Annotated in this window: 23 protein-coding genes and 1 pseudogene; 5 read left to right on the forward strand and 19 right to left on the reverse strand. The window is 74.0% G+C overall.

Annotated features, from left to right (window positions below):
• Positions 1 to 27: 27 nt before the first annotated feature.
• The 3 genes from LQ327_RS15240 to LQ327_RS15250 form a co-directional block, all read right to left on the reverse strand.
• Positions 28 to 819 carry an enoyl-CoA hydratase/isomerase family protein gene (locus LQ327_RS15240; RefSeq protein WP_230734957.1) on the reverse strand — a complete coding sequence of 264 codons (792 nt, stop codon included), beginning with the start codon at positions 817 to 819 and terminating at the stop codon, positions 28 to 30.
• A gap of 35 nt (positions 820 to 854) precedes the next feature.
• Positions 855 to 1,616, reverse strand: a complete 762-nt coding sequence (locus LQ327_RS15245) for a 3-hydroxyacyl-CoA dehydrogenase (RefSeq protein WP_230734959.1) — start codon at positions 1,614 to 1,616, stop codon at positions 855 to 857.
• A gap of 355 nt (positions 1,617 to 1,971) precedes the next feature.
• Positions 1,972 to 2,589 (reverse strand): TetR family transcriptional regulator, encoded by a 618-nt coding sequence (locus LQ327_RS15250; protein WP_230734961.1) that lies wholly within the window; start codon positions 2,587 to 2,589, stop codon positions 1,972 to 1,974.
• 59 nt (positions 2,590 to 2,648) lie between these two features.
• Between LQ327_RS15250 and LQ327_RS15255 the strand changes: the two genes are divergently transcribed.
• Positions 2,649 to 4,136: an acetyl-CoA acetyltransferase gene (locus tag LQ327_RS15255; RefSeq protein WP_230734963.1), complete on the forward strand. Its 1,488-nt coding sequence runs from the start codon at positions 2,649 to 2,651 to the stop codon at positions 4,134 to 4,136.
• A gap of 143 nt (positions 4,137 to 4,279) precedes the next feature.
• Here LQ327_RS15255 and LQ327_RS15260 read toward each other — a convergent pair whose 3' ends face one another.
• The 8 genes from LQ327_RS15260 to LQ327_RS15295 all read right to left on the reverse strand — a co-directional run bounded on the left by LQ327_RS15260 (position 4,280) and on the right by LQ327_RS15295 (position 14,400).
• A complete protein-coding gene (locus LQ327_RS15260; protein ID WP_230734965.1) occupies positions 4,280 to 5,488 on the reverse strand; it encodes a nucleotide disphospho-sugar-binding domain-containing protein in 1,209 nt (402 codons plus the stop codon).
• A complete protein-coding gene (locus tag LQ327_RS15265; RefSeq protein ID WP_230734967.1) occupies positions 5,485 to 6,228 on the reverse strand; it encodes a hypothetical protein in 744 nt (247 codons plus the stop codon). The genes LQ327_RS15260 and LQ327_RS15265 overlap by 4 nt, the downstream gene beginning before the upstream one ends.
• Before the next feature lie 42 nt (positions 6,229 to 6,270).
• Positions 6,271 to 8,466: an RNA polymerase recycling motor ATPase HelR gene (helR, locus tag LQ327_RS15270; RefSeq protein ID WP_230734969.1), complete on the reverse strand. Its 2,196-nt coding sequence runs from the start codon at positions 8,464 to 8,466 to the stop codon at positions 6,271 to 6,273.
• A 220-nt stretch (positions 8,467 to 8,686) separates the two neighbouring features.
• Entirely contained in the window at positions 8,687 to 9,928 is a 1,242-nt protein-coding gene (locus LQ327_RS15275; RefSeq protein ID WP_230734971.1) for an acyl-CoA dehydrogenase family protein, read from the reverse strand.
• Complete coding sequence (locus LQ327_RS15280; RefSeq protein WP_230734973.1) at positions 9,925 to 11,442, reverse strand: class I adenylate-forming enzyme family protein; 1,518 nt, start codon at positions 11,440 to 11,442, stop codon at positions 9,925 to 9,927. Before LQ327_RS15280 ends, LQ327_RS15275 begins: the two co-directional genes overlap by 4 nt.
• Entirely contained in the window at positions 11,442 to 12,362 is a 921-nt protein-coding gene (locus LQ327_RS15285) for an amidohydrolase family protein (protein WP_230734975.1), read from the reverse strand. Before LQ327_RS15285 ends, LQ327_RS15280 begins: the two co-directional genes overlap by 1 nt.
• A complete protein-coding gene (locus LQ327_RS15290) occupies positions 12,359 to 13,162 on the reverse strand; it encodes an enoyl-CoA hydratase/isomerase family protein (protein ID WP_230734976.1) in 804 nt (267 codons plus the stop codon). Before LQ327_RS15290 ends, LQ327_RS15285 begins: the two co-directional genes overlap by 4 nt.
• Positions 13,159 to 14,400, reverse strand: a complete 1,242-nt coding sequence (locus LQ327_RS15295; RefSeq protein WP_230734978.1) for a CaiB/BaiF CoA transferase family protein — start codon at positions 14,398 to 14,400, stop codon at positions 13,159 to 13,161. Before LQ327_RS15295 ends, LQ327_RS15290 begins: the two co-directional genes overlap by 4 nt.
• 112 nt (positions 14,401 to 14,512) lie before the next feature.
• Between LQ327_RS15295 and LQ327_RS15300 the strand changes: the two genes are divergently transcribed.
• From LQ327_RS15300 to LQ327_RS15310, 3 genes are read left to right on the forward strand one after another with little or no spacing between them, the layout of a single operon-like run.
• Positions 14,513 to 15,160 (forward strand): TetR-type transcription factor C-terminal domain-containing protein, encoded by a 648-nt coding sequence (locus LQ327_RS15300; protein ID WP_230734980.1) that lies wholly within the window; start codon positions 14,513 to 14,515, stop codon positions 15,158 to 15,160.
• Positions 15,157 to 16,482 carry a phosphotransferase family protein gene (locus LQ327_RS15305; protein ID WP_230734982.1) on the forward strand — a complete coding sequence of 442 codons (1,326 nt, stop codon included), beginning with the start codon at positions 15,157 to 15,159 and terminating at the stop codon, positions 16,480 to 16,482. Before LQ327_RS15300 ends, LQ327_RS15305 begins: the two co-directional genes overlap by 4 nt.
• Positions 16,483 to 16,507: 25 nt before the next feature.
• Positions 16,508 to 17,473 (forward strand): NADPH:quinone oxidoreductase family protein, encoded by a 966-nt coding sequence (locus LQ327_RS15310; RefSeq protein WP_230734984.1) that lies wholly within the window; start codon positions 16,508 to 16,510, stop codon positions 17,471 to 17,473.
• Here the strand turns inward: LQ327_RS15310 and LQ327_RS15315 are convergent.
• Positions 17,470 to 18,249, reverse strand: a complete 780-nt coding sequence (locus tag LQ327_RS15315) for a helix-turn-helix transcriptional regulator (protein WP_230734986.1) — start codon at positions 18,247 to 18,249, stop codon at positions 17,470 to 17,472. The genes LQ327_RS15310 and LQ327_RS15315 overlap by 4 nt on opposite strands.
• A gap of 112 nt (positions 18,250 to 18,361) precedes the next feature.
• Between LQ327_RS15315 and LQ327_RS15320 the strand changes: the two genes are divergently transcribed.
• The gene (locus tag LQ327_RS15320) at positions 18,362 to 18,724 is read left to right on the forward strand and encodes a nuclear transport factor 2 family protein (RefSeq protein ID WP_230734987.1); all 363 of its coding nucleotides are present in this window, start codon (positions 18,362 to 18,364) and stop codon (positions 18,722 to 18,724) included.
• 11 nt (positions 18,725 to 18,735) lie between these two features.
• On the opposite strand, the gene LQ327_RS15325 is transcribed toward LQ327_RS15320, so the two are convergent.
• From LQ327_RS15325 to LQ327_RS15355, 7 genes and pseudogenes are all read right to left on the reverse strand, one after another.
• Entirely contained in the window at positions 18,736 to 19,437 is a 702-nt protein-coding gene (locus tag LQ327_RS15325; protein WP_230734989.1) for a YoaK family protein, read from the reverse strand.
• 2 nt (positions 19,438 to 19,439) lie between these two features.
• Entirely contained in the window at positions 19,440 to 20,099 is a 660-nt protein-coding gene (locus LQ327_RS34785; RefSeq protein WP_230734991.1) for a PaaI family thioesterase, read from the reverse strand.
• 100 nt (positions 20,100 to 20,199) lie between these two features.
• A complete protein-coding gene (locus LQ327_RS15335) occupies positions 20,200 to 22,800 on the reverse strand; it encodes a winged helix-turn-helix domain-containing protein (RefSeq protein ID WP_230734993.1) in 2,601 nt (866 codons plus the stop codon).
• A gap of 186 nt (positions 22,801 to 22,986) precedes the next feature.
• Positions 22,987 to 23,220 (reverse strand): LapA family protein, encoded by a 234-nt coding sequence (locus tag LQ327_RS15340; protein WP_230734995.1) that lies wholly within the window; start codon positions 23,218 to 23,220, stop codon positions 22,987 to 22,989.
• Positions 23,217 to 24,305, reverse strand: a complete 1,089-nt coding sequence (locus tag LQ327_RS15345) for an AI-2E family transporter (protein WP_230734997.1) — start codon at positions 24,303 to 24,305, stop codon at positions 23,217 to 23,219. Before LQ327_RS15345 ends, LQ327_RS15340 begins: the two co-directional genes overlap by 4 nt.
• A gap of 531 nt (positions 24,306 to 24,836) precedes the next feature.
• Positions 24,837 to 25,508, reverse strand: a complete 672-nt coding sequence (locus tag LQ327_RS15350; protein ID WP_230734999.1) for a GAP family protein — start codon at positions 25,506 to 25,508, stop codon at positions 24,837 to 24,839.
• Positions 25,501 to 26,561 (reverse strand): annotated as a pseudogene (locus LQ327_RS15355) (DUF1254 domain-containing protein). Before LQ327_RS15355 ends, LQ327_RS15350 begins: the two are co-directional and overlap by 8 nt.
• Positions 26,562 to 26,698: the final 137 nt, after the last annotated feature.

A 26,698-nucleotide genomic window follows, 5' to 3' on the forward strand; every position in this document is an offset into this window, starting at 1 on the left:
GGTGGGGGTTGCTCGGGATCGGGGGTCTCAGGAGCTCGTCGGCGGCGCGGGGACCCAGCCGCCGGTGAAGGCCGGCGTCCGCTTCTCGCGGAACGCGGCGAAGGCCTCCGGGGCGTCGGTCCCCATGAGGTTGACCGCCTGGGCGTGCGCCTCCCGGTCGAGGGCGTCCTCGAACGACAGCGTCGCGACCTGGTCGAGCAGCCGCTTCGTGAGGGTGATCGCCCGCGGCGGCCCGGCGGCGAGCTGGCCGGCCCAGGCGTTGACGGTGGCGTCGAGCTCGTCGACGGGTACCACGCGGTTGACCAGGCCCATCTCGGCCGCCCGGGCGGCGGGCAGCACGTCGGCCAGCAGGCACAGCTCCTTGGCGACGTGCAGCCCGACCCGCTGGACCAGCAGCCAGCTCCCGCCGAAGTCGACGGACAGACCGCGCTTGGAGAAGATCTCCGAGAATCGGGCCCGGTCGGAGGCGACCACCAGGTCGCAGCCCAGGGCCAGGTTGAACCCGGCGCCGACCGCGACGCCGTCGACCTTCGCGATGGTGGGCACCGAGATCCGGTGCAGCGCGAGCGCTGCCCGGTTGACCGCCTCCATGCCGACCAGCGGGTGCGGACGTTCGTCCTCGCCCGACAGGTCGGCTCCCGCGCAGAAGTCACCGTTCGCGCCGGTGACGACGACGACCCGCACCTCCGTGTCGCCGTCGAGCGCGGTCAGCTCGGAGGCGAGCGTGGCGAAGGCCGCCGGATCCAGGGCGTTCTTGCGGCCCGGTCGGTCGACGGTCACGGTCACCACGCCGTCGTGGCGCTCCGTCGTCACGCTCATGAGTTCTCCTCGTCGGGGTGGGTCCAGGTCGGGGACTAACGCGGGGTCATGCGGATCGCGCCGTCGAGGCGGATCGTCTCGCCGTTGATCATCGAGTTCGACACGATGTGGGCGGCGAGCTCGCCGTACTCCGACGGCTGGCCCAGCCGCGACGGGTGCGGCACCTGCTTGCCCAGGGCTTCCTTGACGTCCTCGGGCAGGCTGCCGAGCAGCGGGGTCTCGAAGAGCCCGGGCGCGATCGTCACCACGCGGATGGCGAGGTTCGCGAGGTCACGGGCGATCGGCAGCGTCATGCCGACGATGCCGCCCTTGGACGCCGAGTAGGCGGCCTGACCGATCTGGCCCTCGAACGCCGCGACCGAGGCGGTGTTGATGACGACGCCGCGCTCGCCGTCGACGAGCTCGGTCTTGGAGATCCGCTCGGCGGCCAGCCGGATGACGTTGAAGGTGCCGACCAGGTTGACCTGGAGGACCTTCTGGAACTCGGCGAGCGGGAACGGGCCCTCCTTGCCGACGGTCTTGTAGGCGTTCCCGATGCCGGCGCAGTTCACCGCGACGCGCAGCGTGCCGAGCTCCTCCGCGGCGTCGAGGGCGGTGATGACCTGGGCCTCGTCGGTGACGTCGGTGGGGACGAACCGCACCGCGTCGCCGAACTTGGCCGCAACCGACTCACCGGGCGAGCTCGGGAGGTCGACGATGAGGACCTTCGCCCCTGCGTCCACCAGCTTCTCGGTGGTGGCCAGGCCGAGGCCCGAGGCGCCACCCGTGACGAGGGCGACGGAGCCGTTGATGTCCATGACGGCGGGTTCCTTCCTGAAAGGGTACGCGGTGCCCGGCCGCAGGAGGTCTGGACCCGTGGTGCTCGCGTGACCTCCCGTTCGGGCGCACTACACGGAGGCTAGGGCGGACGCGATGCACGTCCTCGAGGGGAGCAAACTCGGCGCTCTGCCGACGGAGTCATGATCGTCGGCCGGAACCTATAACTCTCGATATGGTCGGGCAAGGAGCGGCGGATCACCGCGCTGCCGGCGGGCGCCCCTTACGTGCCCCGCCACGAAAATCTAAAGCTGTACGGTTATGGTGCCCGGCGTGCGGCGGCTCTTGATGTGCACCGGTCGGGGCGCGTGCGCGACCCGGCATGCCACGGGGTGGTCAGTTCGACGGGTTCCTCACGCCCCGGACGAACGTCCGCGCGGTCTGCCGGAAGAGATCCTCCGCATCTGCGCTCTGCGCGCCTGCCTCGGCGAGCCGTGGGTGGGTCGCGGGGTCGACACTGTCGAACGCCCGGGGCTGGTCGGACGCGCGGAGCGCCTCCACGACGATGGCGCCGATGGTCAACTTCTCCAGTCCCTCCAGAAGCAGCAGACGGTGCGTGGGGTCGAGATCTCCCGAGCGGTCGAGCAGGGCGGCGGCGTTCTCGTACAGATCGGTCATGACGTCGTGCGGCAGGAACTGGAGGAGAACCGGCACGGCGTTGCTGTGACGCAGCGCGGCTCGCCGGAAGTTGACCGCGAGCTCGACGAACCAGGCGTCCCAATGGCCCTCGGTCGGAGTCGGTGGCAGGGCGGTCTGCTCGACAATTCCGCGGGCCACACCCGAAAGCAGTTCGGCCCGGTCGCGGAAATGGTAGTACAGCGACGGTGTTCGGACTCCGAGCTCGTGTCCCAGGCGTGGAAGGGTGAATCCGGAGAAACCATCCCGGTCCATGATGCGCAGCGCTCCTTCGACGATGGAGTCGCGGCTCAGGATCGGTCTGGAAGGACGGGGCACGTGATCGATTGTGGCGCATCGGCCGAACCCCCGACATGGGGCACAGGAGGAAGTTGAGCATGGATTCGAGAACGCCCGTGATCGTGGGCGTCGGACAGGTCGACGGTCGACTCCTCGGCGGTGACGGCGCCTCGCCCGAACCGGTCGATCTCATGGCCGCGGCCGCCCGGTTGGCCGGCGAGGACGCTTCGGCCTCGGCGCTGTTGACCCGGCTGGACTCCGTCCGGGTCGTCTCCCTGCTGTCCTGGTACTACCGCGATCCCGCCCGGCTGCTGGCCGAACGGCTCGGGGCGAGCGCCCGGCACACGGTGCTCACCGGGATCGGGGGCAACGAGCCGCAGGAGCTCGTGACCTCGGCCTGCCAGGACATCGCCGCGGGGCGAGCGTCGACCGTCCTCGTCGCCGGCGGTGAGTCCTGGCGGACCCGGATGAAGGCGCGGGCGCGGGGCGAGAAGCCGGACTGGACCCGGCAGGCCGACGACCTCGTGCCGGACGAGGTCGGGGAGAACGTCCCGCTGTCCTCGGAGCACGAGACCTCGCTCGGGCTCACGATGCCGGTGCAGCTCTACCCGCTGTTCGAGCAGGCGCTGCGGATCAGCGGCGGCCGGACCGTCGACGAGCAGCTCGATCGGGCCGCCGGTCTGTGGTCGCGGTTCAGCGAGGTCGCGGCCGCCAACCCGCACGCCTGGCGGCGCGAGGCGCTGGACGCGGAGACGATCCGGACGCCCGGGCCGAAGAACCGTTGGGTCGGCTGGCCCTACCCGAAGCTGATGAACTCGAACAACGACGTCGACCAGGGCTCGGCGCTGCTGGTGTGCTCGGTGGAGACCGCGCAGGCCGCGGGCGTGCCGCGCGAGCAGTGGGTGTTCCCGCACGCCGGGACGCGGGCGCACGACACCTACGCGGTCACGGAGCGGCCCGGGCTGGACCGCTCACCCGCGATCCGGGTGGCCGGGCGCCGCGCGCTGGAGCTGGCCGGGATCGGCATCGACGACCCGGTCGCCGTCGACCTGTACTCCTGCTTCCCCTCGGCCGTGCAGGTCGCGGCGGCCGAGCTCGGGCTGCCCGTCGACGACCCGGCCCGGCCGCTGACGGTCACCGGGGGCCTGACGTTCGCCGGCGGCCCGTGGAACAACTATGTCGGGCACGCGATCGCGGCGATGGTGACGCGGCTGCGCAGCGAGGGGTCGGCCACCGGCCTGGTCACGGCCAACGGCGGCTTCCTCACCAAGCACGCCATCGGGGTCTACGGGACCGAGCCCCCGGCCGAGGGATTCCGCGCCGAGGACGTGCAGGCCGAGGTCGACGCCGCCGAGGCGCCTACGCCGGCGGCCGACTCCTACGTCGGGCCAGGGCGGGTCGAATCGTGGACGGTGATGCACGGGCGGGAGGGCCCGGAGAAGGCGTTCGTCGCGGTCCGCACCCCCGACGAGCGCCGGGCGTGGGGCGTCAGCGAGGACCCCTCCGTCCTCGCCGAACTGCTCGAGCGGGACATCGCCGGCGAGAAAATCCAGATCGCGTCGGATGCGGCACTCGACCTCGGCTGACGCGCGTCGACGCAGGCCGTGTGGAGCAGCGGAAAGCGTTTGTTCCGGATTTCGGACAGACTCGAGCGGGAAATGTCGTCCACGGAGGCCGCAGGTGGGCTAGGTGCGCTTCGCGCTCGTGAGCAGTAATTGATGCTCTGGCGTCAATTACTGCTCACAGGCGCGTCAGCGCACCTCTCGACGACGGCCGCCGGGCTCGGCTGGGCGGCCATCTCGGCGCGCACCTCGGCCGCGGCGGTCCGGAACGATTCCTCGGTGAGCAGCCGCTCGACGTGCCCACGCACGGTGGCCGCGTCCACCGTCGTCGGGTCGTCGGAGAGCCCGACCCCTCGCTCGGCGACGCGCTGCGCCGCGAGCGGGTTGTCGGCGAACGCGGGCAGCACGAGCTGCGGGATCCCGTAGTACAGCGGCGCCGCGGTGGTTCCCGAGCCGCCGTGGTGCACGATCGCCGCGCAGCTCGGGAGGAACGCCGAGAGCGGCAGGTAGCCGACCGACCGGACGTTGGCCGGGAGCTCCCCGAGGTCGGTGAGGTCGGTGGTGCCGGCGGCCAGGACCACCTCGACGTCCATGTCGCCGAGCGCCTTCATGACGACGGCGAGGTTGGTCACCCCGGTCAACGCCGGGACGACGGTGCCGAGCGTGACCGCGATCCGGGGGCGCTCCGGCGCGCGCAGGGCCCAGTCCGGCACCGCCGACCCGCCGTTGAACGGGACGAACCGCATCGGCCACCAGGGCACGCCGTCGCGCCCGTCGCGGTCCTCGTCGTCGGCGGTCATCCCGCCCATGCTGGGCGGGCGGGGGTCGATCCGGGCGACCGGTCGCGGCCGGGCGTCGCCGATGCCGAGGCGGGCGCGCACGAGGTCGCTGATCTCGTCCTCGCCGAACGGATGGTGCTCGGTGCGCCAGTCCAGGTCCCGCATCGACCACGACACCCGGTTGCCGACCTCCAGTGCGGGGACATCCAGCGCGGCCGCGGTCAGCATCCCGGCGGCGTGGTCGGAGGTGTAGACGACGAGGTCGGGGCCGAACGCCCGGCCGGCCGCGATCGTCCCCTCGGTCATCGTCACGGTGAACAGGCCGAACGGGTTCCCGGTGCGGGCGGCGAGCCGGTACTCCTCGGGGAGGTCGTCGGACGGCTCCTCGTCCGAGGAGACCCGCGCCATCAGGTCGCCCCACACGTCGCGCTCGGGGAACACGTCGTAGACGCCCAGCCCGGCCGCCGACCCGACGGCGACCATCTCGGACGTCGTCGCGAGCAGCACCTCGTGCCCGGCCGCCCGGGCCGCCCACATCAGCGGGACCAGCGGCAGCGTCAGGCCGTAGCCCGGCGCCGTCGCGAACAGCATCCTCATGCGGATTCTCCCTGTCCCGCGGCCACGGCGTGGGCCAGGCGCAGGGTGGTCGTGAGCCAGAGCAGGACGTCGTGCAGGCGCAGCCGGGTCGGGGCGGCGTCGGTCGTCAGGGCCACCGCGCGCTCGAGCTCGGCGAACGCGTCGGCGTTGGCGCGCAGCTCGCGGGCGATCACCGCCTCGACGCCGCTGTCGCCCTCCTCGAGGTGGGGCAGCAGGGCGCGGCGGGTCGTGCGGGTGAGGTGCGGGACGAGGCCCGGGTGGCGGTGGTGCAGCGCGGCGAGCACGTGCCCCCCGTGCGACCCGGCCTCCTCGCCGATCCGCCGCAGCAGCGCACCGACCGTGCCGGGCTCGTCGAGCACGGAGAGCTCCTCGTCGGGCAGCGTCCAGAACGCCCGTCCGTCGGCCCGGCCGACCAGCGCGTCGACGAGCGGGGCGACCCGGCCCAGGGCGTCGTGGACGTCCTGCCACCCGGCCTCGTCGAGACGGCCGTGCAGGCCCTCGGCGAGCAGGACGTCGGCGTCGAGACCCACGCTCGCGGGCCGGGCGTCGAACCGTGCCCACCCGAACGCGGGCACCTGCACCCACCGGCCCTCGGGGGTGCCGGGGGAGCGGAACCGCAGCGGCCGCAGGCCGCGGGCGTACCCGACGACGGCGGCCAGGGCACGGTCCAGCGGCACCGGCTCCGGGCCGGCGCTCGGCAGGCGCAGGACCACGTCCGTGCGCTGGATCCCGACGGCCACGCCCCCCATGGTGGCCTACGGCCTCGTGAGCAGAAATTGCTGCTAGAGCCTCATTTTCTGCTCACGGGCCCGGAGGGCACCCAGGGGACGAGGCAACGGGCCCCGGTGCACCACGCCGAGGCGCTGGGTGGCCCGGGTCAGCGCGACATAGAGATCCGCCGGCCCGTGCACCCCGTCGGCGAGGATCTCCTCGGGATCGACCACCAGGACGGCGTCGAACTCCAGGCCCTTGGTCTTTGACGGCGGCACCGCGCCCGGAACACCGACCGGCCCGATGACGACGCTCGTCCCCTCCCGCTCGGCCTCGTCGCGCACGAACTCCCCGACGACGACGGCCAGCTCGTCGTCGGTGACCGGGCACGACCACGGCGGCACCCCGGCCGCCCGCACCGACTCCGGCGGCACCACCCCGGGCGCGAACTCGGCGAGCACGGCGGCCGCGACCGCCATGATCTCCGCGGGCGTGCGGTAGTTGACCGTCAGCGACCGGTACACCCACCGGCCCGGCACGTACGGCTCCAGCATCGCCGCCCACGACGTCGCGCCCGCGGGGGAGCGGCGCTGGGCGAGGTCGCCGACGACGGTGAACGACCGGCCGGGACAGCGCCGCATCAGCACCCGCCAGTCCATCTCGGAGAGCTCCTGCGCCTCGTCGACGACGACGTGGCGGTAGGTCCAGTCGCGGTCGGCGGCGGCCCGCTCGGCGAGCTCGCGGGTATCGCGCTCGGAGAAGCGCTCCGCGAGGGTCCCGGCGTGGGTGAGGTCGTCGACCCGCACCCCGAGGTCCTCGTCGAGCTCCTCGCGGTCCAGCGTCAGCATCGCCATCACGTCCTGCGCGTACCCGGCCTCGGCGGCCTGCTCCTGGCGGGCCGCCAGCGCGGTGGCCCGGTCGGCTCGAGGGTCGTGGCCGAGCAGGTCGACCAGCTCGTCGAGCAGCGGCACGTCCGAGGTCGTCCAGGCCGCGCCGTCCGCCCGGTGCAGCGCCGGGTCCCCACCGGCCGCCCGGAGCCGCTCGGTCGACTCGAGCAGCGGCGCCAGGACCGACTCCGGCGTCAGGATCGGCCACAGCTCGTCGAGCGCCGCGGTGAACGCCTCGCTGCCGGCCAGCTCGGCCACCAGATCGGTGCGCAGCTGCTCCCAGGCGGTGCGGTCGTCGCGGGTCAGCCAGCCGCGCCCGATCCGGCCGATCGCCCGCTCGGTGAGCACGTAGGTGACGATCTCGGTGAACACCGTGCGGGCCTCGTTGTGCGGCAGCCCGCTCCCGCGCGCCTCCTCGAGGGCCCACTGCGCGGTCTCGGCGTCGATCCGCGTCGTGATGCCGCCCAGCTCGATCGGCAGCGGCTGCTCCGGGAGCCGCCGGTGGTCCGCGACCGCCGCCGCGAGCACCGGGAGGATCGCCCGCGAGCCCTTGAGCCGCACGGCCTCCGGGGTGTCCTCGGCGGTGACGTGCAGCCCCGGGACGAGGTCGCCCGGCGTCATGAACACGACGTCGGACTCGCCCAGCGACGGCAGGACCTGACCGATGTGGTCGAGGAACGCCGGGTTGGGTCCGACGACGAGCACGCCGTGCCTCTCGATGCGCTCCCGCTGCGTGTAGAGCAGGTACGCGACGCGGTGCAGCGCCACCACGGTCTTACCGGTGCCCGGGCCGCCCTCGATCACCGTGACGCCCGGGTGGTCGAGCCGGATGATCTCGTCCTGCTCGGTCTGGATCGTCGCGACGATGTCCCGCATGCCCGCGCCGCGCGGCGCGTTCACCGCCGCGAGCAGCGCCGCGTCGGTGCCGTCACCGCCGGCGGGGTCACCGAGGATCTCGTCGGTGAACGACTCCAACCGCCGGCCTCGCGTGTGGAACTGCCGCCGCCGGCGCACGTCCTCCGGGTGCGCGCCGGTGGCGACGTAGAAGGGTCGCGACGCCGGGGCCCGCCAGTCGAGCAGGACCGGTTCGTCGGTGTGCTCGTCGCGGAGCCCGATGCGTCCGACGTAGCGGCGCTCGCCGTCGACCGTGTCGAGCCGGCCGAAGCACAGCCCGTTGTCGGCGACGTCGAGCCGCGTCACCGCGGTGGCGGTGGCTCGCACCCGGACGTCGCGGTCCATGGCCGCCTCGCCGTCGTCGCCGCGGACGGCGGCGTCGTGATCGGTTCTCGCGCGGGCGCGCTCGGCGTCGAGCCGCGCGTACAGCCCGGTCAGATGGCTGCGCTCGCCGCGCAGTTCTCCGTCGTACTCCTGAGTCGACACAGACCCCCGCAACCGTCGGCAATCCAGGAACGGTCGGTGATCCTGCGCCGCGACCCGGGTCTTGCCGCAAGCCCCGTGGCCCGCTATACGTTGAAGTGGGAAGGGAGTGGTGCTCCCTGTTCTCCGCCCTGGGCCCAACCTTGATCAGGGAGCCCTCACAGGGCCAAACGAAGATCCGCTCGACGTGTAGCGACTCCCTGATCACCGGCGCCGGCGAGTCCTACAGGAACGAGAAGAGCTGCCCCGCCACGCGGCGCATCTGGACCTCCTCGGCCCCCTCGGTGATCCGGTAGCGGCGGTGATGCCGGTAGATGTGCTCGAACGGTTCGTGGCGCGAGTAGCCGAGCCCACCGAACACCTGCATCGCCCGGTCGGACGCGTCGCACACCAGCCGGTTGGCCCGGTAATTGCACATCGAGACCTGGTGGCCGATCGACACCTCGGGCCGCCCCTCCGCGTGGCACACATCCAGCGCGGCCGCCGTCTCGCGGATCAGCGCGCGCAGCATCGCCGCCTCGGTGTGCAGCTCGACCAGCGGCCACTGGATCGCCTGCCGGCTCGCGAGCGGACGGCCGAACGTGTGCCGCTCGGTCGCGTAGGCCACCGCCCGGTCGATGCAGTACTGCGCCGCGCCGAGGCTCGACGCCGCCTGCCGGATGCGGTTCTGGTGCACGAACGTCTGCGCGACCGCCAGCGCCTCGCCCTCGCCGCCGAACACCGCCGACGACGGGACCCGCACGTCGCGCAGCACGACCTCGCCGTGGTCGGTGGGCATGTTCAGCGTCCACCAGTAGAACGGCACCTCGAACCCGGGCGCGTCGGTGGGGACGAGGAACGCTGTGATGCCGCGGGCGTTCCCCGGCTCCCCGGAGGTCCGCGCGAAGATCATCTCGTGGCTGGCGTGGTGCACCCCCGTGCTCCACCGCTTCGCCCCGGTGATCACCCAGTCGGAACCCTCGCGCCTTGCGGTCGTCGCCATCCAGGTCGCGTCGCTGCCGTGGTCGGGCTCGGTGAGCCCGAACGCCAGCCCGCGCTCCCCGGTGATCACCGGCTCGACCAGCTCCTCGCGCTGCTCGGGGGTCCCGAACAGGTTCAGCAGGTGCGCGAAGACCAGGTTCCCGACGACGCTGTGCTCGGTCTGCAGGTCGTTGTGCAGCCCGAGCCCGCGGTGGGCCAGGTGCTCGCGGATCGCGGCCATCGCGGCGTCGGAACCGTGCTGGCCGCCGAGCTCCTCGGGCAGCGAGTACCGGTAGAAGCCCGCGGCGTCCGCCCGACGGCGGGCCTCACCGAGCAGCGCCTCCCACTCCGGCCGCGGCAGCCCGCCACCCTCGAAGTCGGTGCGCGCCCACTCGCGGCGGTGGTCGAAGAACCGCTCGTTGTCGTCGGCCGCCTGGAGCGGGTCGATCTCGTCCGCGACGAACGCGTCGAGCGCGCCCAGGAACCCGTCGATGTCGGTGGTCATGCGCCGAACCTCTCCCGCAGCACGTGCTTCTGGATCTTGCCTACCGCAGTGCGCGGGAACTCGTCCAGGAAGTGCACCTGGCGCGGCGTGTTGTACCCGGCCAGGTGGGTGCGCACGTATGCGGTGAGCTCCTCCGCCAACGCCGGCGAACCCTCCCCGGTCGGCACCACCACGGCCACCACCCGCTCCTCGTAGACCGGGTCGGGCAGCCCGATCACCGCGGCGTCGGCGACCCCGGGGTGGTGGGCGAGGCAGTCCTCGACCTCCTTCGACCACACGTTCTGGCCGCCGGAGCGGATCATGTCCTTCTTGCGGTCGACGATGGTGAGGAAGCCGTCCGGGTCGGCCACCGCGACGTCGCCGGTGTGCAGCCAGCCACCGGCCAGCGCGACCGCGGACGCCTCAGGGTTGCGCCAGTAGCCGGTCATCCGCGGCCCGCGCACGCAGATCTCGCCGGGCTCCCCGGAGGCGACCTCGGACCCGTCGTCGTCGAGCAGCGCGACGTCGACGCCGGGCATCGGCCGTCCGATCGAGCCCCACCGCGCGAAGACGTCGTCGGGCGGGCACCAGGTGACGAACGGGCCGCCCTCGGTCAGGCCGTAGGTGTGCGCGAAGCGGACCTTGCCCTCGCGGGCGCCGAGCGCGTCCGCGGTGCGGTCCATGATCCCGCTCGGGTCGTAGGCGCCGTAGTACAGCAGCCGGATCGACGACGTGTCGGTGGCCGCGAACCGCTCGTGGGTGATCAGCGCGTGCAGCATCGTCGGGACGCCGAGGACCACCGAGACCCGGTGGCGCGGCAGCAGGTCGAGGACGACGCCCGGGTCGAACTCGCGCAGCAGGATCACCGTGCCCCCGACCAGCAGGAACGGCTTCATGTGGTCCCAGTTCCCGACGTGGAACGGCGGGAAGTAGTTCATGAACACGTCGCGGTCGTTCGCGCCCATCACCGTCGCCATCGCGAGGGCGTCGTCGACGGTGCGCCTGTGCGAGAGCATCGCGCCCTTGGGTCGACCGGTGGTGCCCGAGGTGTAGAGGATCATGTGCGTGTCGTCGTCGCTCACAGACACCGACGGCACCTCGACGGCGGAAGCCACGAACGTGTCCCAGTCGGCGCGGTCGCCCTCCGGGCCGGGGATCCGCAGCACCGGCAGGTCGGGGTACGCGGCGCGGGCCTCCGCCGCGACGTCGTCGTAGCCGGCCTCGACGAACCAGAGCGCGGGCTCGGCGTCGCCGATCGTGTAGGCGTGCTCGGGGCCGCGGTGCCAGAAGTTCAGCGGGACGAGGATCGCGCCGAGCGAGGCGGTCGCGAAGTAGAGCTGGACGTACTCGAGGCTGTTCTTCGCCAGCACCGCGACCCGGTCGCCGGGCCCGATGCCGCGGGCGGCCAGCGCGCCCGCCGTCGTCTCGACCAGCGACCACAGCGCGCGGTAGCTGTACCGCTCGTCGGAGACGACGAGGGCGGTCGACCCGCCGCGCGCGCGGGCGTGGTGGCGGACGATGTCGTGGACCAGCATCACGCCCTCCCGAGCAGTCGGGCCGCGTTGCCGCCGAGCCATTTCTCGGCGACGGCTTCGTCGAGCGGCAGGTCACGGACCTCGCCGACGAGCTGGGCCGGCGGGATGCCGAGCAGGGTCCACGTGGAGGCGAACAGCACCCGGTCGGCGAGCTGCCGGTTGCCGAAGCGCAGCAGCGGCTCCCAGCCCGAGTTCGGGCGGGCGAACGTGCGCGGGCGGTGGGCGGAGAGGTCGACGTAGACGTGCTCGTGGCGCCAGGCGACCATCATCATGTCCTCGACCCAGGGCCACGCGGCGTGCAGCGCGACGATCGTGAGGTCGGGGAAGGCGCGGGCGACGGCGTCGATGTGGCGCGGGTGCCCGACGTCGTAGGCGGCGTCGAGCGACCAGTTGATCCCGGTGTGCAGCAGAACCGGTACGCCGAGAGCCTCGCAGCGCCCGTACACCCGGGCCATGCGCGGGTCCTCGGGCAGCAGCTGCTGCTTGAACGGCGACAGCACCACCCCGGAGAGCCCGTGCGCGACGGCCTCGTCGACCTGCCGCGCCGCGTCGAGCTCCCACGGGTCGATGCCGGCGAACCCGACGACGCGGTCGGGGTGCTTCGCCACGAAGTCCCACACCACCTCGTTGCCGGCGGTCGGCACGCCGAGCCGCGACCCGAACGACTCGGTGTAGACCCCGGCCAGGTCGATCCCGCCCTCGTCGAGCATCGTCAGGAACTCGTCCTCGGACGGGGCCCGCTCGCGGGCGGACTCGCGCGCCTCGGCCCACCGCTCGCTGACCTCGGCGTGGGTGCGGGCCGGCGCGAGCTCCCCGCCGAAGTGCTCGGCGTACCCGCGCAGCCGGCCCTGGGTGACCGCCTCGGACAGCGCGAAGGCCTCGGCGTCCGGGACGGCACCGGCCAGGATGTCGACGATCATGCGCGTGTCCCTCCGAGGATGTCGGTGCGCGGCGCGGTGAACACCGGCCGCCGGCCCTCCAGCGCGGCGGCGGACCCTTCGGCGAAGTCGGGACCGCGGAACGTGGCGAACGCGGCGGCCTGCTCCTGGGCGTCGAAGGTCCGGCCGGGCGGGTCGGCGTCGATCCCGTAGCAGCGGTGCAGCCCGGCCTTGGTGATCGCGAGCGCCGTCGGCGCGCAGCCGGCCCAGCGGCGCGCGGCCCGTTCGGTCTCGCCCGGGAGGTCGTCGGTGACGGTGGTGACCAGGCCCAGCTCGAGCGCCTCCGCGGCCGGCAGCAGCCGCCCGCCGTAGAGCAGCTCCTTCGCCTTGCCGATGCCGACGTAGGTGGCGAGCCGCTGGGCGGGGGAGACGAACCCGACGCGCATCTCCGGCAGCCCGATCCGGGTGTCGGTGGCGCAGATCCGGAAGTCGCAGGCCAGCGCGAGCTCGGCGCCGTTGCCCACGCACGGGCCGGCGATCACGGCGACGGTGATCAGCGGCAGCGCCTCGACCTCGGCGAACAGCCGGTACTCGGTCGCGATGTAGTGGCGGTAGGCGTCGTCGTCGAGCCCACCCAGGTCGCGCAGGTCGGCGCCGCCGGAGAAGACGCTCTCCGACCCGGTGATCAGCAGGACCCGGATCGTCCGGTCCGCCGCGAGCTCCCGGACCCGGGCGAGCAGGTCGTCCAGCGTCGGGGAGTCCAGGACGTTGAGCGGGTGCCCGCTCGCGAAGCGCAGCGTCGCGACCTGCCCGTCGTCCGAGCGTTCCAGCGTGACCGTCACCGCGTTCCTCCAGGTTGGTCGCTGAGGCCGGCGCCGTGGACGACGCCGTCGTCGTGCAGGGCCGCCACCGCCGCGTCGTCGAGGCCGAGCACCTCGGTGAGGACCTCGGCGGTGTCGCCGGCGATCGGACCCGCCGGCCGGCCCGGTCGCACCTCGGCGCCGGAGAACCGGAACGGGGCGGTGGGCAGCAGGACCTCGCCGTGGCCCGGGTACTCGACCGGGCTCAGCGTGCCGCGGGCGACGAGGTGCGGGTCGGCGAGGTTCTCGCGGACGCCACGCACGCGGGCGGCGGAGAGCCCGTGCGCGACGAGGTGGTCTACGAGGGTGTCGGCGGTCGGCCAGGTCGCGGCCCAGGACTCGATGCGGTCGTAGAGCGGGCCGGGGTCGGCGACCCGCTCGCGGACCGTCGTGTAGCGCTCGGCCAGGTCGGGGGCGTCCATCGCGGTCACGAGCCGGGCGAAGAACACGTCGCCACTCATGCCGTAGGCGAGGTGCGTGCCGTCGGCGCACGTCGCGACGCCGGACGGGACGCTCGTCGTGTGGCGGTTCCCGTACTTGCCGCCCACCGCCGCGCCGTCGGTGAACGCGCCCGCGGCGGGCTGCTGGTCGATCATCGCGAACAGCGAGTCGAACGCCGAGATGTCGATGTGGGTGCCCTCGCCGGTCGAGCTCCGGTGGTGCAGCGCGGCGCCGATCGCGGCCAGCGCGTGGACCGCGGAGTTCACGTCGGCCAGCGCGGTGCCGAAGTGCATCGGCGGCCCGCCGTCCTCGCCGGTCAGCGACATCAGCCCCGAGTACGCCTCGGCGACCAGTCCGAAGCCGGACAGGTGCGCGTAGGGGCCCTCGGTGCCGAACGTCGACAGCGAGCACAGCACCGTCGTCGCGTCCCGGGCGTGCAGCACGTCCCACCCGAGGCCGAGCCGGGCGAGCACCCCGGGCGCGAAGTTCTCGACGACGACGTCCGCCCAGTCGGCCAGGCGCAGCGCGAGCTCGAGCCCCCGGGGGTCCTTGAGGTCGAGCCCGAGGGAGCGCTTGCCGCCGTTGTACTGGGCGTAGGCGCTCGAGACGTGGTCGGCCGGGTCGCCCACCGGCACCGGCAGCGCGCGCATCAGGTCGCCGGTGGGCTGCTCGACGCGCACGACGTCGGCGCCCAGGTCGGCGAGCATCCGCGTGCAGAACGGCCCGGCGATCACGTGGCTGAGGTCGAAGACCCGCAGCCCCGCGTAGGGACCTGCCATGCCGGGGCGCCTCCCTCCGCGTCGAACGAGTGTTCAACGACGCTAGAAGCGCGCAGTTCGGGAAGTCAAGAGGGTCTTGAACGAGCGTTCGACGTGGGCGAGGCTGTGCAGCATGGCCCGTGCCGAGAGTGCTGCCCCGCCACGACGGGGCCGGCCGGCGTCCACGGTCCTCGCCCGGCCCGACGACGAGCCGACCGCGACCGCGCTGCTCGCCGCCGCCGTCCAGGTGATGGGGGCGAACGGTTACCACGGTGCGTCGGTGCGCGACATCGCCTCGGCGGCCGGCACCAGCCCGGCGATCCTCTACCACCACTTCGACTCCAAGCAGGGCCTGCTGGTGACCATGTGCGACCGCGGGCTCGACGTGCTCGTGCGGGCCACCGAGGACGCGCTCGACCTCGCCGGCGACGACCCGGCCGACCGGCTCGGCGCGATCGTCGCGGCCCACGTCCGCGTCCACATGGAGTCCCAGCGGGAGAGCCTGATCGGCAACAGTGAACTGCGGGCGCTCGAGGCCCCCGGCCGCGCGCTGATCGTGGCGAAGCGTGACGCGCAGCAGCGGCTGTTCGACCGCGTGGTGCGTGACGGCGTGCGCCGGGGCGCCTTCACCACGGAGCATCCCGACGACGCGGCCCGGTTCGTCACCGCGGCCTGCACCAGCATCGCCACCTGGTACCGCCCCGGCGGCGCACTGGAGGCCGACGAGATCGTGGCCCGCTACCGGGCGATCGCCCTCGACGCCGTGGGGTACCGGCGATGACCTTGGCCGACGATCTCGCGGAAGTGCTCGGCGCCGGTCCGGTCACCGACCTGCGCCGGCTCTCGGCGGGCGCGAGCCGGGAGACGTGGGGATTCACGGCGGGCGGCCGCGAGCTGGTGCTGCGCCGCGACCCGCCCGGCGTCCCGCGTCCCGTCGAGATGGTCCGGGAGGCCGAGTGCCTGCGCGCCGCCGCACGGGCCGGGGTGCCGGTGCCCGAGCTCGTCGCGACGGGCGACGGGAGCGACGGGATCGGGACGCCGTACCTCGTCGTCGGATGGGTCGCGGGGGAGAGCCTGCCGCCGCGGATCCTGCGCGACGAGCGCTGGGCGCCGGCCCGGGCGGGCCTCGCCCGCGAGCTGGGCCGCGTCCTCGCCCGCATCCACGCGGTCGACCCGGCCGAGGTGCCGTCGCTCGCCACGGTCTCCGACCCGCTCGTCGCGCTGCAGGAGGAGCACGACGGCTACGGCGAGGCCCGCCCGGCGGTGGAGGCGGTGCTGCGGTGGCTGGCGGCGCACCGGCCCGAACCGCGCGGCCGCGCGCTCGTCCACGGCGACTTCCGCCACGGCAACCTGCTCATCGCCCCCGACGGCCTCACCGCGGTCCTCGACTGGGAGCTGGCCCACCTCGGCGACCCGCTCGAGGACCTCGGCTGGGTGTGCGTCCGGGCGTGGCGCTTCGGCGCCGCCCCCGTCGTCGGGGGGTTCGGGACCCGGGAGGACCTGCTGGCGGGCTACGCCGAGGTGGCGGGTGAGGCCCCGGATCCCGACGTCGTGCGCTGGTGGGAGATCTTCGGCTGCGTTCACTGGGCGGTCATCTGCCGGATGCAGGCCCAGCGCCATCTGGGCGGGTCGGAGCAGTCGATGGAGATGGCGGTGCTCGGGCGCCGGGCGGTGGAGGCGGAGTACGACGCGCTGCTCGCGCTGGGATGGGTCGACGACGAGGACCTCGAGGGCTTCGCGACGCCGACGCCGGCGGAAACACCGGACCCCGCCGCCGAACGCCCCACCGTCGACGAGCTCCTCGAGGCGGTCACCGGCTTCCTCACCGACGAGCTCGTCCCCGGCGACGACCGCTCCCGCTACCTCGCCCGGGTGGCCCGGACCGCGCTCGGCACGGTGCGCCGCGAGCTGGCCGCCGGCCCCGATGCCCGGCACACCCGAGCCCTCGCCGCCCTCGGGTGTGACGACGACGCGGCGCTGGCCGCCGCCCTGCGCGGCGGCGCCCTGGACCCCGACCGGCCCGAGGTGCGCGCCGCCGTACGGTCCGGGACGCTCGCGCGGCTCGCCGTCGCGAACCCGCGCTACCCGTTCACCCGTCCCTGACCACGACCCGACAACGGAGGCGCACGTGCGCGCAGTACGAGTGGTGACCACCGACGGCCCGGCCGCCCTCGAGACCGCCGAGGTGCCCGAGCCCGCAGCGGCCGACGGCGAGGTCCTCATCGACGTCGCGGCCGCCGGCGTCAACTTCCCGGACCTGCTCCTGACCCACGACCGCTACCAGTACAAGCCGGAGCGCCCGTTCGTCCTCGGCGGGGAGCTCGCGGGCACGGTGCGCCGCGCCGACCCGGACACCGGTTTCCTCCCCGGCGACCGGGTCGCGGCGACGAGCACGGTCGGGGCGTTCGCCGAGGCGGTCTCGGTGCCCCCGGACAACGTCTTCCCGCTGCCCGACGCGGTGTCGTTCGCGGCGGGCGCGTGCCTGCCGATGAACTACCTGACGATGTCGTTCGCGCTCGGCCTGCGCGGGCGTCTCGAGTCGGGCGAGACCGTGCTGGTGCAGGGCGCGGCGGGCGGCGTCGGCACCGCGACGATCCAGCTCGCCGCCGCCCTCGGCGCCCGGGTGATCTCGGTGGTCTCGACGCCCGAGAAGGCCGAGTTCGTCCGCTCGGTGGGCTCGCACGAGGCGGTCCTCGTCGACGGCTTCAAGGACGCGGTCAAGGAGCTGACCGGCGGGGTCGGCGTCGACATGGTCGTCGACCCGGTCGGCGGGGACCGCTTCACCGACTCGGTGCGCTGCCTGGCCCCGCTCGGGCGGCTGCTGGTCCTCGGCTTCACCGCGGGCGACATCCCGAGCGTGAAGGTCAACCGGTTGCTGCTGGGCAACGTCGACGTCCGCGGCGTCGGCTGGGGCGCCTACGCGATCCCGCGGCCGGGCTCGCAGCGCCGGGAGTGGGACCGGATCGTGCCGCTGCTCGAGTCGGGCGCGCTCGACCCGCCGATCAGCGCCACCTACCCGCTCGAGCGGGCGGGCGAGGCGGTCGCCGCGCTGGAGGACCGCACCGTGCTGGGCAAGGTCGTCGTCGAGCCCTAGCTGACAGCTCGTGTCAGCCGCTCGCGGGTGGCGGCGTCGGCCGGCACGAACGTCTCGATCGACAGCTCGTCGAGCGTCACGTCCCACGCCGCGCCGAAGTGGGTGATCGTCGAGTAGAGGTTCAGCTCGCCGTCGGGATGGTCCAGGTGCAGCGGGAGCACGACGTGCTCGGAGCGCCGCGGCGGCGCGCCCGGCGGGGCGTAGCCGCGGACCTCGGCGAGCAGCGACGCCAACCGCGCGTCACCGGTGAGGTCGGTGAGCCGCTCGAGCCGGTGCAGCAGATGCCCCGACCACTGCTCGAGGTTGCGGATCCGCGGCGCGAGCCCGTCGGGGTGCAGCGACAGCCGGTAGACGTTCACCGGGGGCGTGGTCCAGGCCGGATCGAGCCCGGCGAGCAGCGGCGCGACGGCGCGGTTGGTCATGACGACGTCGCCGGTGCGGTCGAGGACCAGCGCAGGGAACGGCTCGTGCCCGGAGAGCAGGTGCCCGAGCACCCCGCGGACGGCGTCGAGGCCGGCGGAGTCCAGCGTCGACTCGCGGTAGGTCGGCGCGAACCCGGCGGCGAGCAGCAGCGTGTTCCGCTCGCGCAGCGGCACCTCGAGGTGGTCGGCCAGGTCGAGCAGCAGTTCCCGGCTGGCCCGCGAGCGGCCGGTCTCGACGAAGCTCAGGTGCCGGGTCGAGACCCCGACGTCGAGTGCGAGGTCCATCTGGCTGCGCCGGCGCCGGGTCCGCCAGCCGCGCAGCAGCTCGCCGGGCGACGCCGCGGTGGTGGTCATGGGCCCGACGCTAGGAGCGGGCGCCGCCGGAATCCATGACCTCGGAGGTCATCGACCCGGCTACCCGCCGCGGCCCATCGTCGTTCTCGTCACCGATCACCAGGAGGACGAGATGAGCGACTACACCGACCTCGCGCAGCGCTACATCGCGGCGTGGAACGAGACCGACCCGGCGGCCCGGCAGCACCGGGTGGCGGCGCTGTGGGCGGCCGACGGCAGCTACGTCGACCCGCTGGCCGACGTGGCCGGCACCGAGGCGATCACCGCGCTGATCGGCGGGGTGCAGGAGCAGTTCCCGGGGTTCTCGTTCCGGCTGCTCGGCGACGTCGACGGCCACCACCGCCAGGCCCGGTTCCGCTGGGAGCTCGGCCCGGCCGACGGGCCGGCCCCGGTCGCGGGGTTCGACGTCGTGACGATCGACGCGCAGGACCGGGTCACGAGCGTGCTCGGGTTCCTCGACCGCGTCCCGGCCTGACCCGGCGGGTCTCACCGGGCGCCGTCGTCCTCCTCGCTGGTGCCGGAGTCCCGTTCCCGACGACGGGTCTCGAGCGCGATCGCGATCAGCACGACGACGACGGCGCCCGCCGCCCCCGCGGCGGCGCCGTCACCCCACAGCAGCGTCAGGCCGGTGCCGACCGCGGCGCCCGAGGCGAACGAGACGACGATCCCGCCGAGCACCGCCGTCCGCCGCCCGGCCCCGGGACTGCGTTCGCTCCACCAGCCCGCGAACTCGGCGACGAAGCTGCGCAGGTTCCCGGTGGTCACGGTCGCGTTGTAGGGGACGTCGCCGACCTTCTTGAACGTCGAGACCTGCAGCGCCGCGACGAACGCGACGGCGACCGTGACGACCTCCGAGGGCAACGTCCCGGTCGCGCACACCGCGAGCACCAGCGCCTCCGCGCCGAGCACCACCCGCGTCGGCCGCCGCAGCGCGGTTCGCGCCCAGGGCCGTGCCAGCGACTCGGCCGCGGCGAGCCCGATCAGGAACGACACCAGCGGCGGGAGGTGGCGCAGCGACTCGGCGAACTGCCCGTGGACCGCCCCGACCGCGAGGAGCACCACGTTGCCGGTCTGCGCGTTCGCGAACACCCCGCCGTGCCCGACGAACGTGTACGCGTCCAGGTAGCCGCCGACGGCGCTGAGCAGGAACCCGACCGGGACGACCTCCGGCCGGTTGCGGATGGCCACCGTCACTGCTGCCCGTCTTTGAGAGTCAGGAAGAGCGCCGAGGCCTCCGCGCACAGCCGGTCGCCGTCGAGCAACTCGCCCCGCAGGAAATGCTTGCGGCCCTCCACCCGCTCGACGTGGGCCGTGACGCGCAGCGTCGTCTCGATCGGCGCCACGGAGCGGTAGTCGACGTGCAGGAACGCCGTCCGCGACCGGGCCCCGCCGCCGACGATGGCGAAGCGGCCCAGCAGGTCGTCGAACAGCATCGGGATCGCCCCGCCGTGGACGACGCCGTTGCTGCCGAGGAAGTGCCGGCCGAACCACACGTGGCCGCTCATGCCGTCCTCGCCGATCTCGTCGATGTGCACCGCCGGCACCGCGAGCTGCGCCCGGCCGGGCACCGTGATGAGGCGCCCGGAGAGCTGGTCGGGCTCGGCGACCGCGTGCTCGGCGAACCGGTCGTTCAGCTCGGCCACCGCCTTGGTGGTGCTCGCGACGAGGTCGGCGCCCGGGACCGCGGCCGCGATGCGGTCGAGCAGTTCGCGGACCCCGTCGATCATGTCGGAGTAGCCCTCCGGGACCAGGTGGCCGTCCCACGTTCGGTCCGTGACCGACCCGTCGGTCCGGACGAGCGCGGCGGGCGCCACGGGCTCCGGGCGGGGATCGGGGGACTCGTGGCTCACGGCTGCTCCTGACGTCGGCGGGGGTGGCTCCCGAGCCACCGTGCTCGTTCGGACGCGCGGACGCCGCACCGGGACGCCCGAACGTGCACACCGTCACGCGTCAGGACGGGTCGAGCAGGCCTCCCCGGCGGGCGCGGGCCACGGCGTCGCGCCTGCTCCCGGCGCCGAGCTTGTGGTAGATCGCCCGCTGGTGGGTCTTGACGGTGTTGACCGAGACGGCGAGGTCGTCGGCGATCTCGGTCGAGGAGCGCATGGTGGGCAGCAGCTCCAGCACGGCGCGTTCGCGCTCGGTCAGCGCGCCCAGGTCGGGGTGGGAGGGGGTGTGCGCGAGGACCCGGTCGACGAGCGGGTCGAGGCCGCCGAAGGCCCCGCGGTGGGCGGCGAGGTGGTCGCGGAGGGTCTCGGGGAGGGCGAGCAGCGGGCGCAGGAGCTCGTAGCGGGCGGCGAGCTCGAGCGCCCGGTGGAGCCGCTCGCGCGTCCGGGCGTGCTCGTCGAGCCGGGCGGCGATCTCGGCGTCGAGCAGGAGCGCCTCGACGACGCCGAGCGAGGTCAGGAGCCGGTGGCGCCGCTCGAACACCCCGGTGAGGTGCTTGCGCGCGGCGGGATCGCCGCCGGTGGCCCAGAGCAGCCGCGCGCGCAGGACGGCGCCCTCGACGGACCCGTCGAGCGCGGGGTCCAGGGCCCGGGTGACCTCGGAGGCCTCGCGGAGGCGGCCCAGACCGAGGGCGGCGCACTGCTCGAGGAAGCCCGCGACGGCGAGCATCGGTGCGGCCAGGTCCCCCTCGCTGCCCGCGATCCGGGTGTGGCGCATCCGCTGCCAGCCGGCCAGCCGGTCGCCGGTGTCGTGCTCGACCGCGCCCCGCAGCGTCCCGAGGGCCGCGGCGACGTGGGGTCCGGTCGGGCCGGGACCGTCGGCCTGCTCGAGGTGGGCGCGGGCCGCCCCGGGACTGCCCCGCAGCAGCTCGGCGGACGCGAGGACGACGTGCGCGCGCCGCGCGGCCGCGGTCGTCGGCCAGCCGTGACGCACGGCCTGCGCGACGGCCGACCGCGCGTGCGCGGTGATGGCGTCGCGGTCGCCGCCGTACATCCCGGCGAGGGCGAGCGTGCTCCGGGCCTGCACCGCGAGGTAGGGCCAGCCGTGGCGATCGGCCAGCGCGAGGGCCCCGGCGCTGTCCCGGGTGGCCTGCTCGGGGTCGGTGGTGACCAGCCCGTCGGCCCGGGTCGTGAGGGCGAGAGCACGCAGGGGCACGCCCTCGACGGCGTCGGGCCGGATGGTGCGGGCGGTGACGACGGCGTGCCCGATCCGGCCGCGCGCGATGGCGACCCGGGTCGCGACGATCCGTCGGAAGACCGCGACGTTGTCACTCTCGTGGCCGGTGAGCTCCGCCTCGGCGGCGTCGATGAGCTCCTCGGCGTGGTCGGGGTCCCCGCTCTCGAGGGCCGCCAGCCCGAGGACGAGGCGCGCCCGCGGGTCCCCGCCCGCGTGGCCGAGCATCTGTTCGGACTGCGCCAGGGCGGCGAACTCGCCGCGGCCGATGAGCTCCACCGCTCGCGCCCGCAGCAGCACTCCGGTGGTGTCGATGTCCCCGGCGAGCGCCGCGCAGCGCAGCGCGTCGACGTGCTCGCCGCGGCTCTCGTGCCAGGTCGCGGCACGGCGGTAGAGGTCGCCGAGGTGCGCCGGGCGGTTGCGGCGCAGGCGGGCGAGCACGTGGGAGCGCAGCAGCTCGTGGAGCCGGTAGGACTCGCGGTGTCGGTCGGTGGCGGTGACCATCGCCGTCCGGGACTCGAGCCGGTCGAGGACGTCGGCCGCGTCCGGGACGTCGGCGAGGGTGGCGGCGAGGTCGACGTGCAGCGGCGAGGACACCGCGGCGGCGACGAGGACCGCGTGCTCGTCCTCGCCGAGCCGCGCGAGGACCTCCCCGACGAGGTAGTCGGCCACCGACCGGTCGTCGCCGGCGAAGTCCCGGACGAACGCGGCGGGATCGTCGGCCTCGCGCAGCGAGAGGGCGGCCAGGCGCAGCGCCGCGACCCAGCCCTGGGTGCGCGCGACGAGGGTGGCGGTCTGTTCCGCGGTCAGGTCGAGCCCCTCACCGGCGAAGAGGTGCGCGGCGTCGTGCTCGGTGAAGGTGAGCTCGTCGACGCGCAGCTGGCCGAGCCGGTCGTCGAGCCGGAGCCGGTCGAGGCCGATCGGCGGGTCGTAGCGGCAGCACAGGACGACGGTCAGCTGGGGCAGCGGGTGACGCAGCAGCTCGCGCAGTCCGGCGAGCGCCGGGTGGTCGACGATCTCGTGGACGTCGTCGAGGACCAGTCGGACGCGGCGGGGCAGGGAGTCGAGGGCGTCCAGCGCGGCGGCGAGGAAGGCGGCGCGTTCCGGGTCGTCGCCGCTCGTCCACGCCGGGACGAGGGCGAGCAGCGGGTCGTCGGGGCGCAGGGCGGCGGTCAGCGCCGCCAGCAGCGTCGCCCACCAGGCGGGCTCGTCGCGGTCGCCCGCGTCCAGCGCCACCCACGCGGTCGGGGTGTCGGGGTCGGCGTGCACCCAGTCGGCGACCGCGGCGGTCTTGCCGTGACCGGCCGGGGCGCTGACGAGGACCACGCGCCCGCGCTCCCGTGGCTCGCTCTGGTCGTCCAGCGCGGCGCGCAGGCCCGCCCGGTCGACGAACTGCGGTGGGCGTGGCGGAACCACGATCTTCGCCCGACGCATCCCGGCCTCCTGGTGACACGCCGTGTTGTCGACGTCTCCCTGTCGGCCTCCGGGGTCGGGGGAGTCCGATGTTCCGGTTGTAGCGCGTCACGGGATTCCGCACACCGTTTCCCACACCAGAAGGGACCATTGTCCCCCCGGGTGCTGGTCCCGGCGGTCGAGTGCGGTGGTGCTGTCGGCGCGAGGTCAGCGGCGGCGGAGCAGGAAGCCGATCAGCAGCCCGATCACCACCATGGCGGTCAGCGCCGCCCACAGCGGCATCGTCACGACCGGGATCAGGAGGCGGATCTCGACCGGCTGGCGGTTCTCGAGGATGAACACGACCGCGATGACGGCGAGGATGACGCCGAGCACCCATCGCGACGTCCACCACCCGTTTCCGGGGTCGGAGCTGGTCCGGGACTGCGGTGTGCTGGTCATGCTGGCTCCCCGAGGGTGGCGGTTTCGCGCGCGGTGTCGTGGTCGGGTGGGCGGTGCTTGACGCCGCGGGCCGCGCGCCGCTCGTCGAGGACCTGGCGGATGACGACCTTGCCCGCCGCCGTCAGTGGCAGCGCCGTGATCGCCCCGAGGAGGCCCCCGAGCGCCGCACCGACGAGCAGCGCGACGAAGGCCGCGGCCGGGCTCAGCTCGACGGTGCGGGCGAACACCCGCGGTGCGATCAGGTAGTTCTCGAAGGCCTGGTAGACGCAGAAGAAGATCAGGGTCGCGATCGCCAGACCGACGCTGACGGAGAGCGCGACGCCGATGCCGGCCAGCGACGCGAGGGTGGCGCCGATCTGGGGCACGGCGTCGAGGATCGCGACGACGAGGGCGAGCAGCGCCGGGTAGGGCAGCCCGGCGATCAGGAAGAACACCAGCGAGGCCAGCCCGGCGATCAGCGAGACCAGCAACTGCCCCGACACGTAGCCGCCGATCCGCCCGAGCGCCGCGTCGGCGGCGCGGGTGCGGTCCTCCCGGACGAGCGCCCTGTCCAGCCCGGCGCGGATGCGCGGCATCGCCAGCGCGAAGTACACCATCAGCGCCAGCACCGTCACCGCGGCGAAGACCCCGCCGAGCACCGTCCCGAGGACGGCGAACACCGCGCCCACGGCACCGGCCACCGCCTTGCCCAGGCCACTGGCCTGCTCCTGGACCTGCTGGTGCTGCGCCGGGTCCTGCAGCGCGGCACCGAGCGAGCTGCCCGACCCGCCGAGGCGGTCCCCGAGCCGGTTCATCAGGTCCGGGATCTCCTGGGCCAGGACCCCGACCTGGTGGGCGGCGGGCACGACGATGATCGCGACGACCGCCGTGATCACGACCAGGACGGCCAGCACCACCAGGACGACGGCGAGGCCCCGGCGGACCCGGTGGCGGCCGAGGTAGCGCACCGCCGGCTCGATCCCGGTGGCGAGGAAGAACCCGACGAACACGAGCACGAGTGCGCCACGTGCGGTCCAGGCAGCCGCTGCCAGCACGCCGACGCCGAGGACGGTCGCGGTGACCAGCGCCGCCTCGCCGACGGTCACGCGAGGCCGGAGCGGAGGCGGGGTCGCCGTGGGCTCGGCCGCGGCGGGCTCGGGCGGTTCCGGAGCCTCGCGTCCGGGAGCCTCCGGCGCGGGGCCGGAACGGTCCGACGACGTCTCCACCCGGGGCCATCCCTCCGCGCTCGACGGTGGCCGCCGCGGGCGGGCGGTCCTCCGGATCACGGTGGACGATCCGTCCGATGCCGGCCTCATCCGTTCCGGATGAGCCGTCGTGGGCGGGGCCGGGTCCGCCTCGCCGTCGCTAGGCAGATGATCGTGCCGAGCGCGGCACCGACCAGCCGGGTCGACCGTCCGGGCCTCTCGGGCTCGTAGATCCGGACGTCGTGAGCGTGTCGCAGCTCAGCGTGCGCGTGTCGCTCCCGAAATCGTGATCATGCTCCGGGCGCGGGCCCTTGATCACGACGCGTGCGGCAGAACGCATCAGATCTGACGCGTTCTGCCGCGCGGAAGTGGATCACGCCTCGAGGCGCCGCTCTCGGCAAGATCCATTGCCCGGGCGCGGCGCACCCGCCGTCACGCCAGCACCGTGATGCCGTCGCCGATGAGCTTGAGCCCGATGACGGCGAGCAGGACGCACATGATCGCGGTGTTGTGCGCCGCCAGCCAGCCCCGCAGCCCATCCAGCAGCGACCGTGACCGGTCCCCGAGGACGACCGCGACGACCAGCGGGAACGCGGGCCCGACCGTCGCCAGCACCACGAACACGGCGAACGCCACCGCCTCCCCACCCACGCTCGTGCCCGACTGCGCGACGGCGGACGCGGCGCCGACGGTGATGAGCAGGTTCTTCGGGTTCACCGCGGCGAGTCCCGCCCCGAGTCCCGCGGACCGGATCGGCGTGACGGTGTCGAGGGTGCTCATCCAGGCGGGCAGCGCCGCGTCCTCGCCGCGCGGCCGACGCCGCCACTCGACGACGGTCAGCCCGAGCAGCCCGACCCCGAGCACCAGCTTCACGACGCCGACCCAGACCGGAGGCCCACCGCTGCCGCCCGCCCCCGCGCCACCCGAGACGAGCAGGACGATCGTGCCCACCGCGGCGAGGCCGACGATCCACCCGACGACGAACGCGATCCCGTTCGGCCGGCCGCGCGGGGTCGCCAGCATCAGGACCACCGCGACGATCGGGATCGGGCTCAACGACACCCCGACGGCGAGCGGGAGGACCGCGCCGATCGCCTCACCCATCCCCGTCTCCGGGGCGGAGACGTGTCATCGGCGGCGGCGTCCAGGTGCCGTCCGCGACCGTGGGCTCGGGCCCGTAGAGGCGGAGGACGACGTTGAACGGTCCGGCGGGGGACGGCAGCCAGTTCGCGTCGGGGTCGTCCGGGCGCTCGTGCGCGACGGTGAGGACGAGCCCGCCGTCGTCGGAGTACGTCAGGCCGGGGGTGCGGTCGCCGATCGAGTAGCGATCGGGTTCGCGACCAGGAGCCGACCGGGCAGCGCGTACATGGTGATCGACCAGAACAGCCGCACGGGCGGGAGGCCGTCCGCCGGGAACGGGACGACGTAGGTCTCGTTCCCGGAGAGCGGCTTCCCGTCCTCGTCGGCATGCCAGCCGAGGTAGATGGCCTCCTCCACGTCGTTCCCGTAGATCCCCATCGCGGCGGCGGTCGCCCGCCGCAGGTAGTTCTCCCCGAGGGTCGCGCGGCTCCCGAACAGGCCGATCGAGCTGTGGGTGGCGTCGATCGACTCCTCGAGGCGCCGGTGCCCGCCGGTGACGCCCGCATCGATCGCCGCGACCTGCTCGTCGGTCAGCGCGGTCGGGTCGAACGACACACCGGGTGCGATACCGGCCCGGGCGAACCGCGCGAGGACGTCGCGCTCGGCGGGGACCGGCGCGCAGAACCGCAGCAGGAAGTTCAGGTAGTCGACGAAGTCGCGGTCCGCGGCGCGCTCCTCGTCCCACGCCGGCCAGTCGACGGCCGGGGCGGCCGGCGGCGCCGGCGTCCCGGCGAGCTCGTGCAGCGGGCTCAGCCCGTACTGCTGCTGGAGGACCACGACGTTCGGGAGGTCGTCGGGACCGTCGAGCCCGGTCCGGCCGAGGCAGCCGACGAACTCGGTCTCGGAGCGGAACACCCCGTCGACGTCGTCCGGCACCTCGCCGTCCCACCCCGGTCCGGCGAAGAGGAACCGGCCACCGCCGCGGCCGGTGCTGAGCACCCCCACGTAGGCGAAGTTGTAGGTGTAGAGGTCGAACCACTGGAAGGTGACGTAGCGGTCGCCCGGGACCGGCGGCATCGTCAGGACCCAGGACCCAGGACCCAGGACCCAGGACCCAGGACCCAGGACCCAGGACCCAGGACCCAGGACCCAGGACCCAGGACCCAGGACCCAGGACCCAGGACCCAGGACCCAGGACCCAGGACCCAGGACCC

This window comes from Actinomycetospora endophytica (genome assembly GCF_021026375.1).
In the GTDB taxonomy this organism is placed as follows: domain Bacteria; phylum Actinomycetota; class Actinomycetes; order Mycobacteriales; family Pseudonocardiaceae; genus Actinomycetospora; species Actinomycetospora endophytica.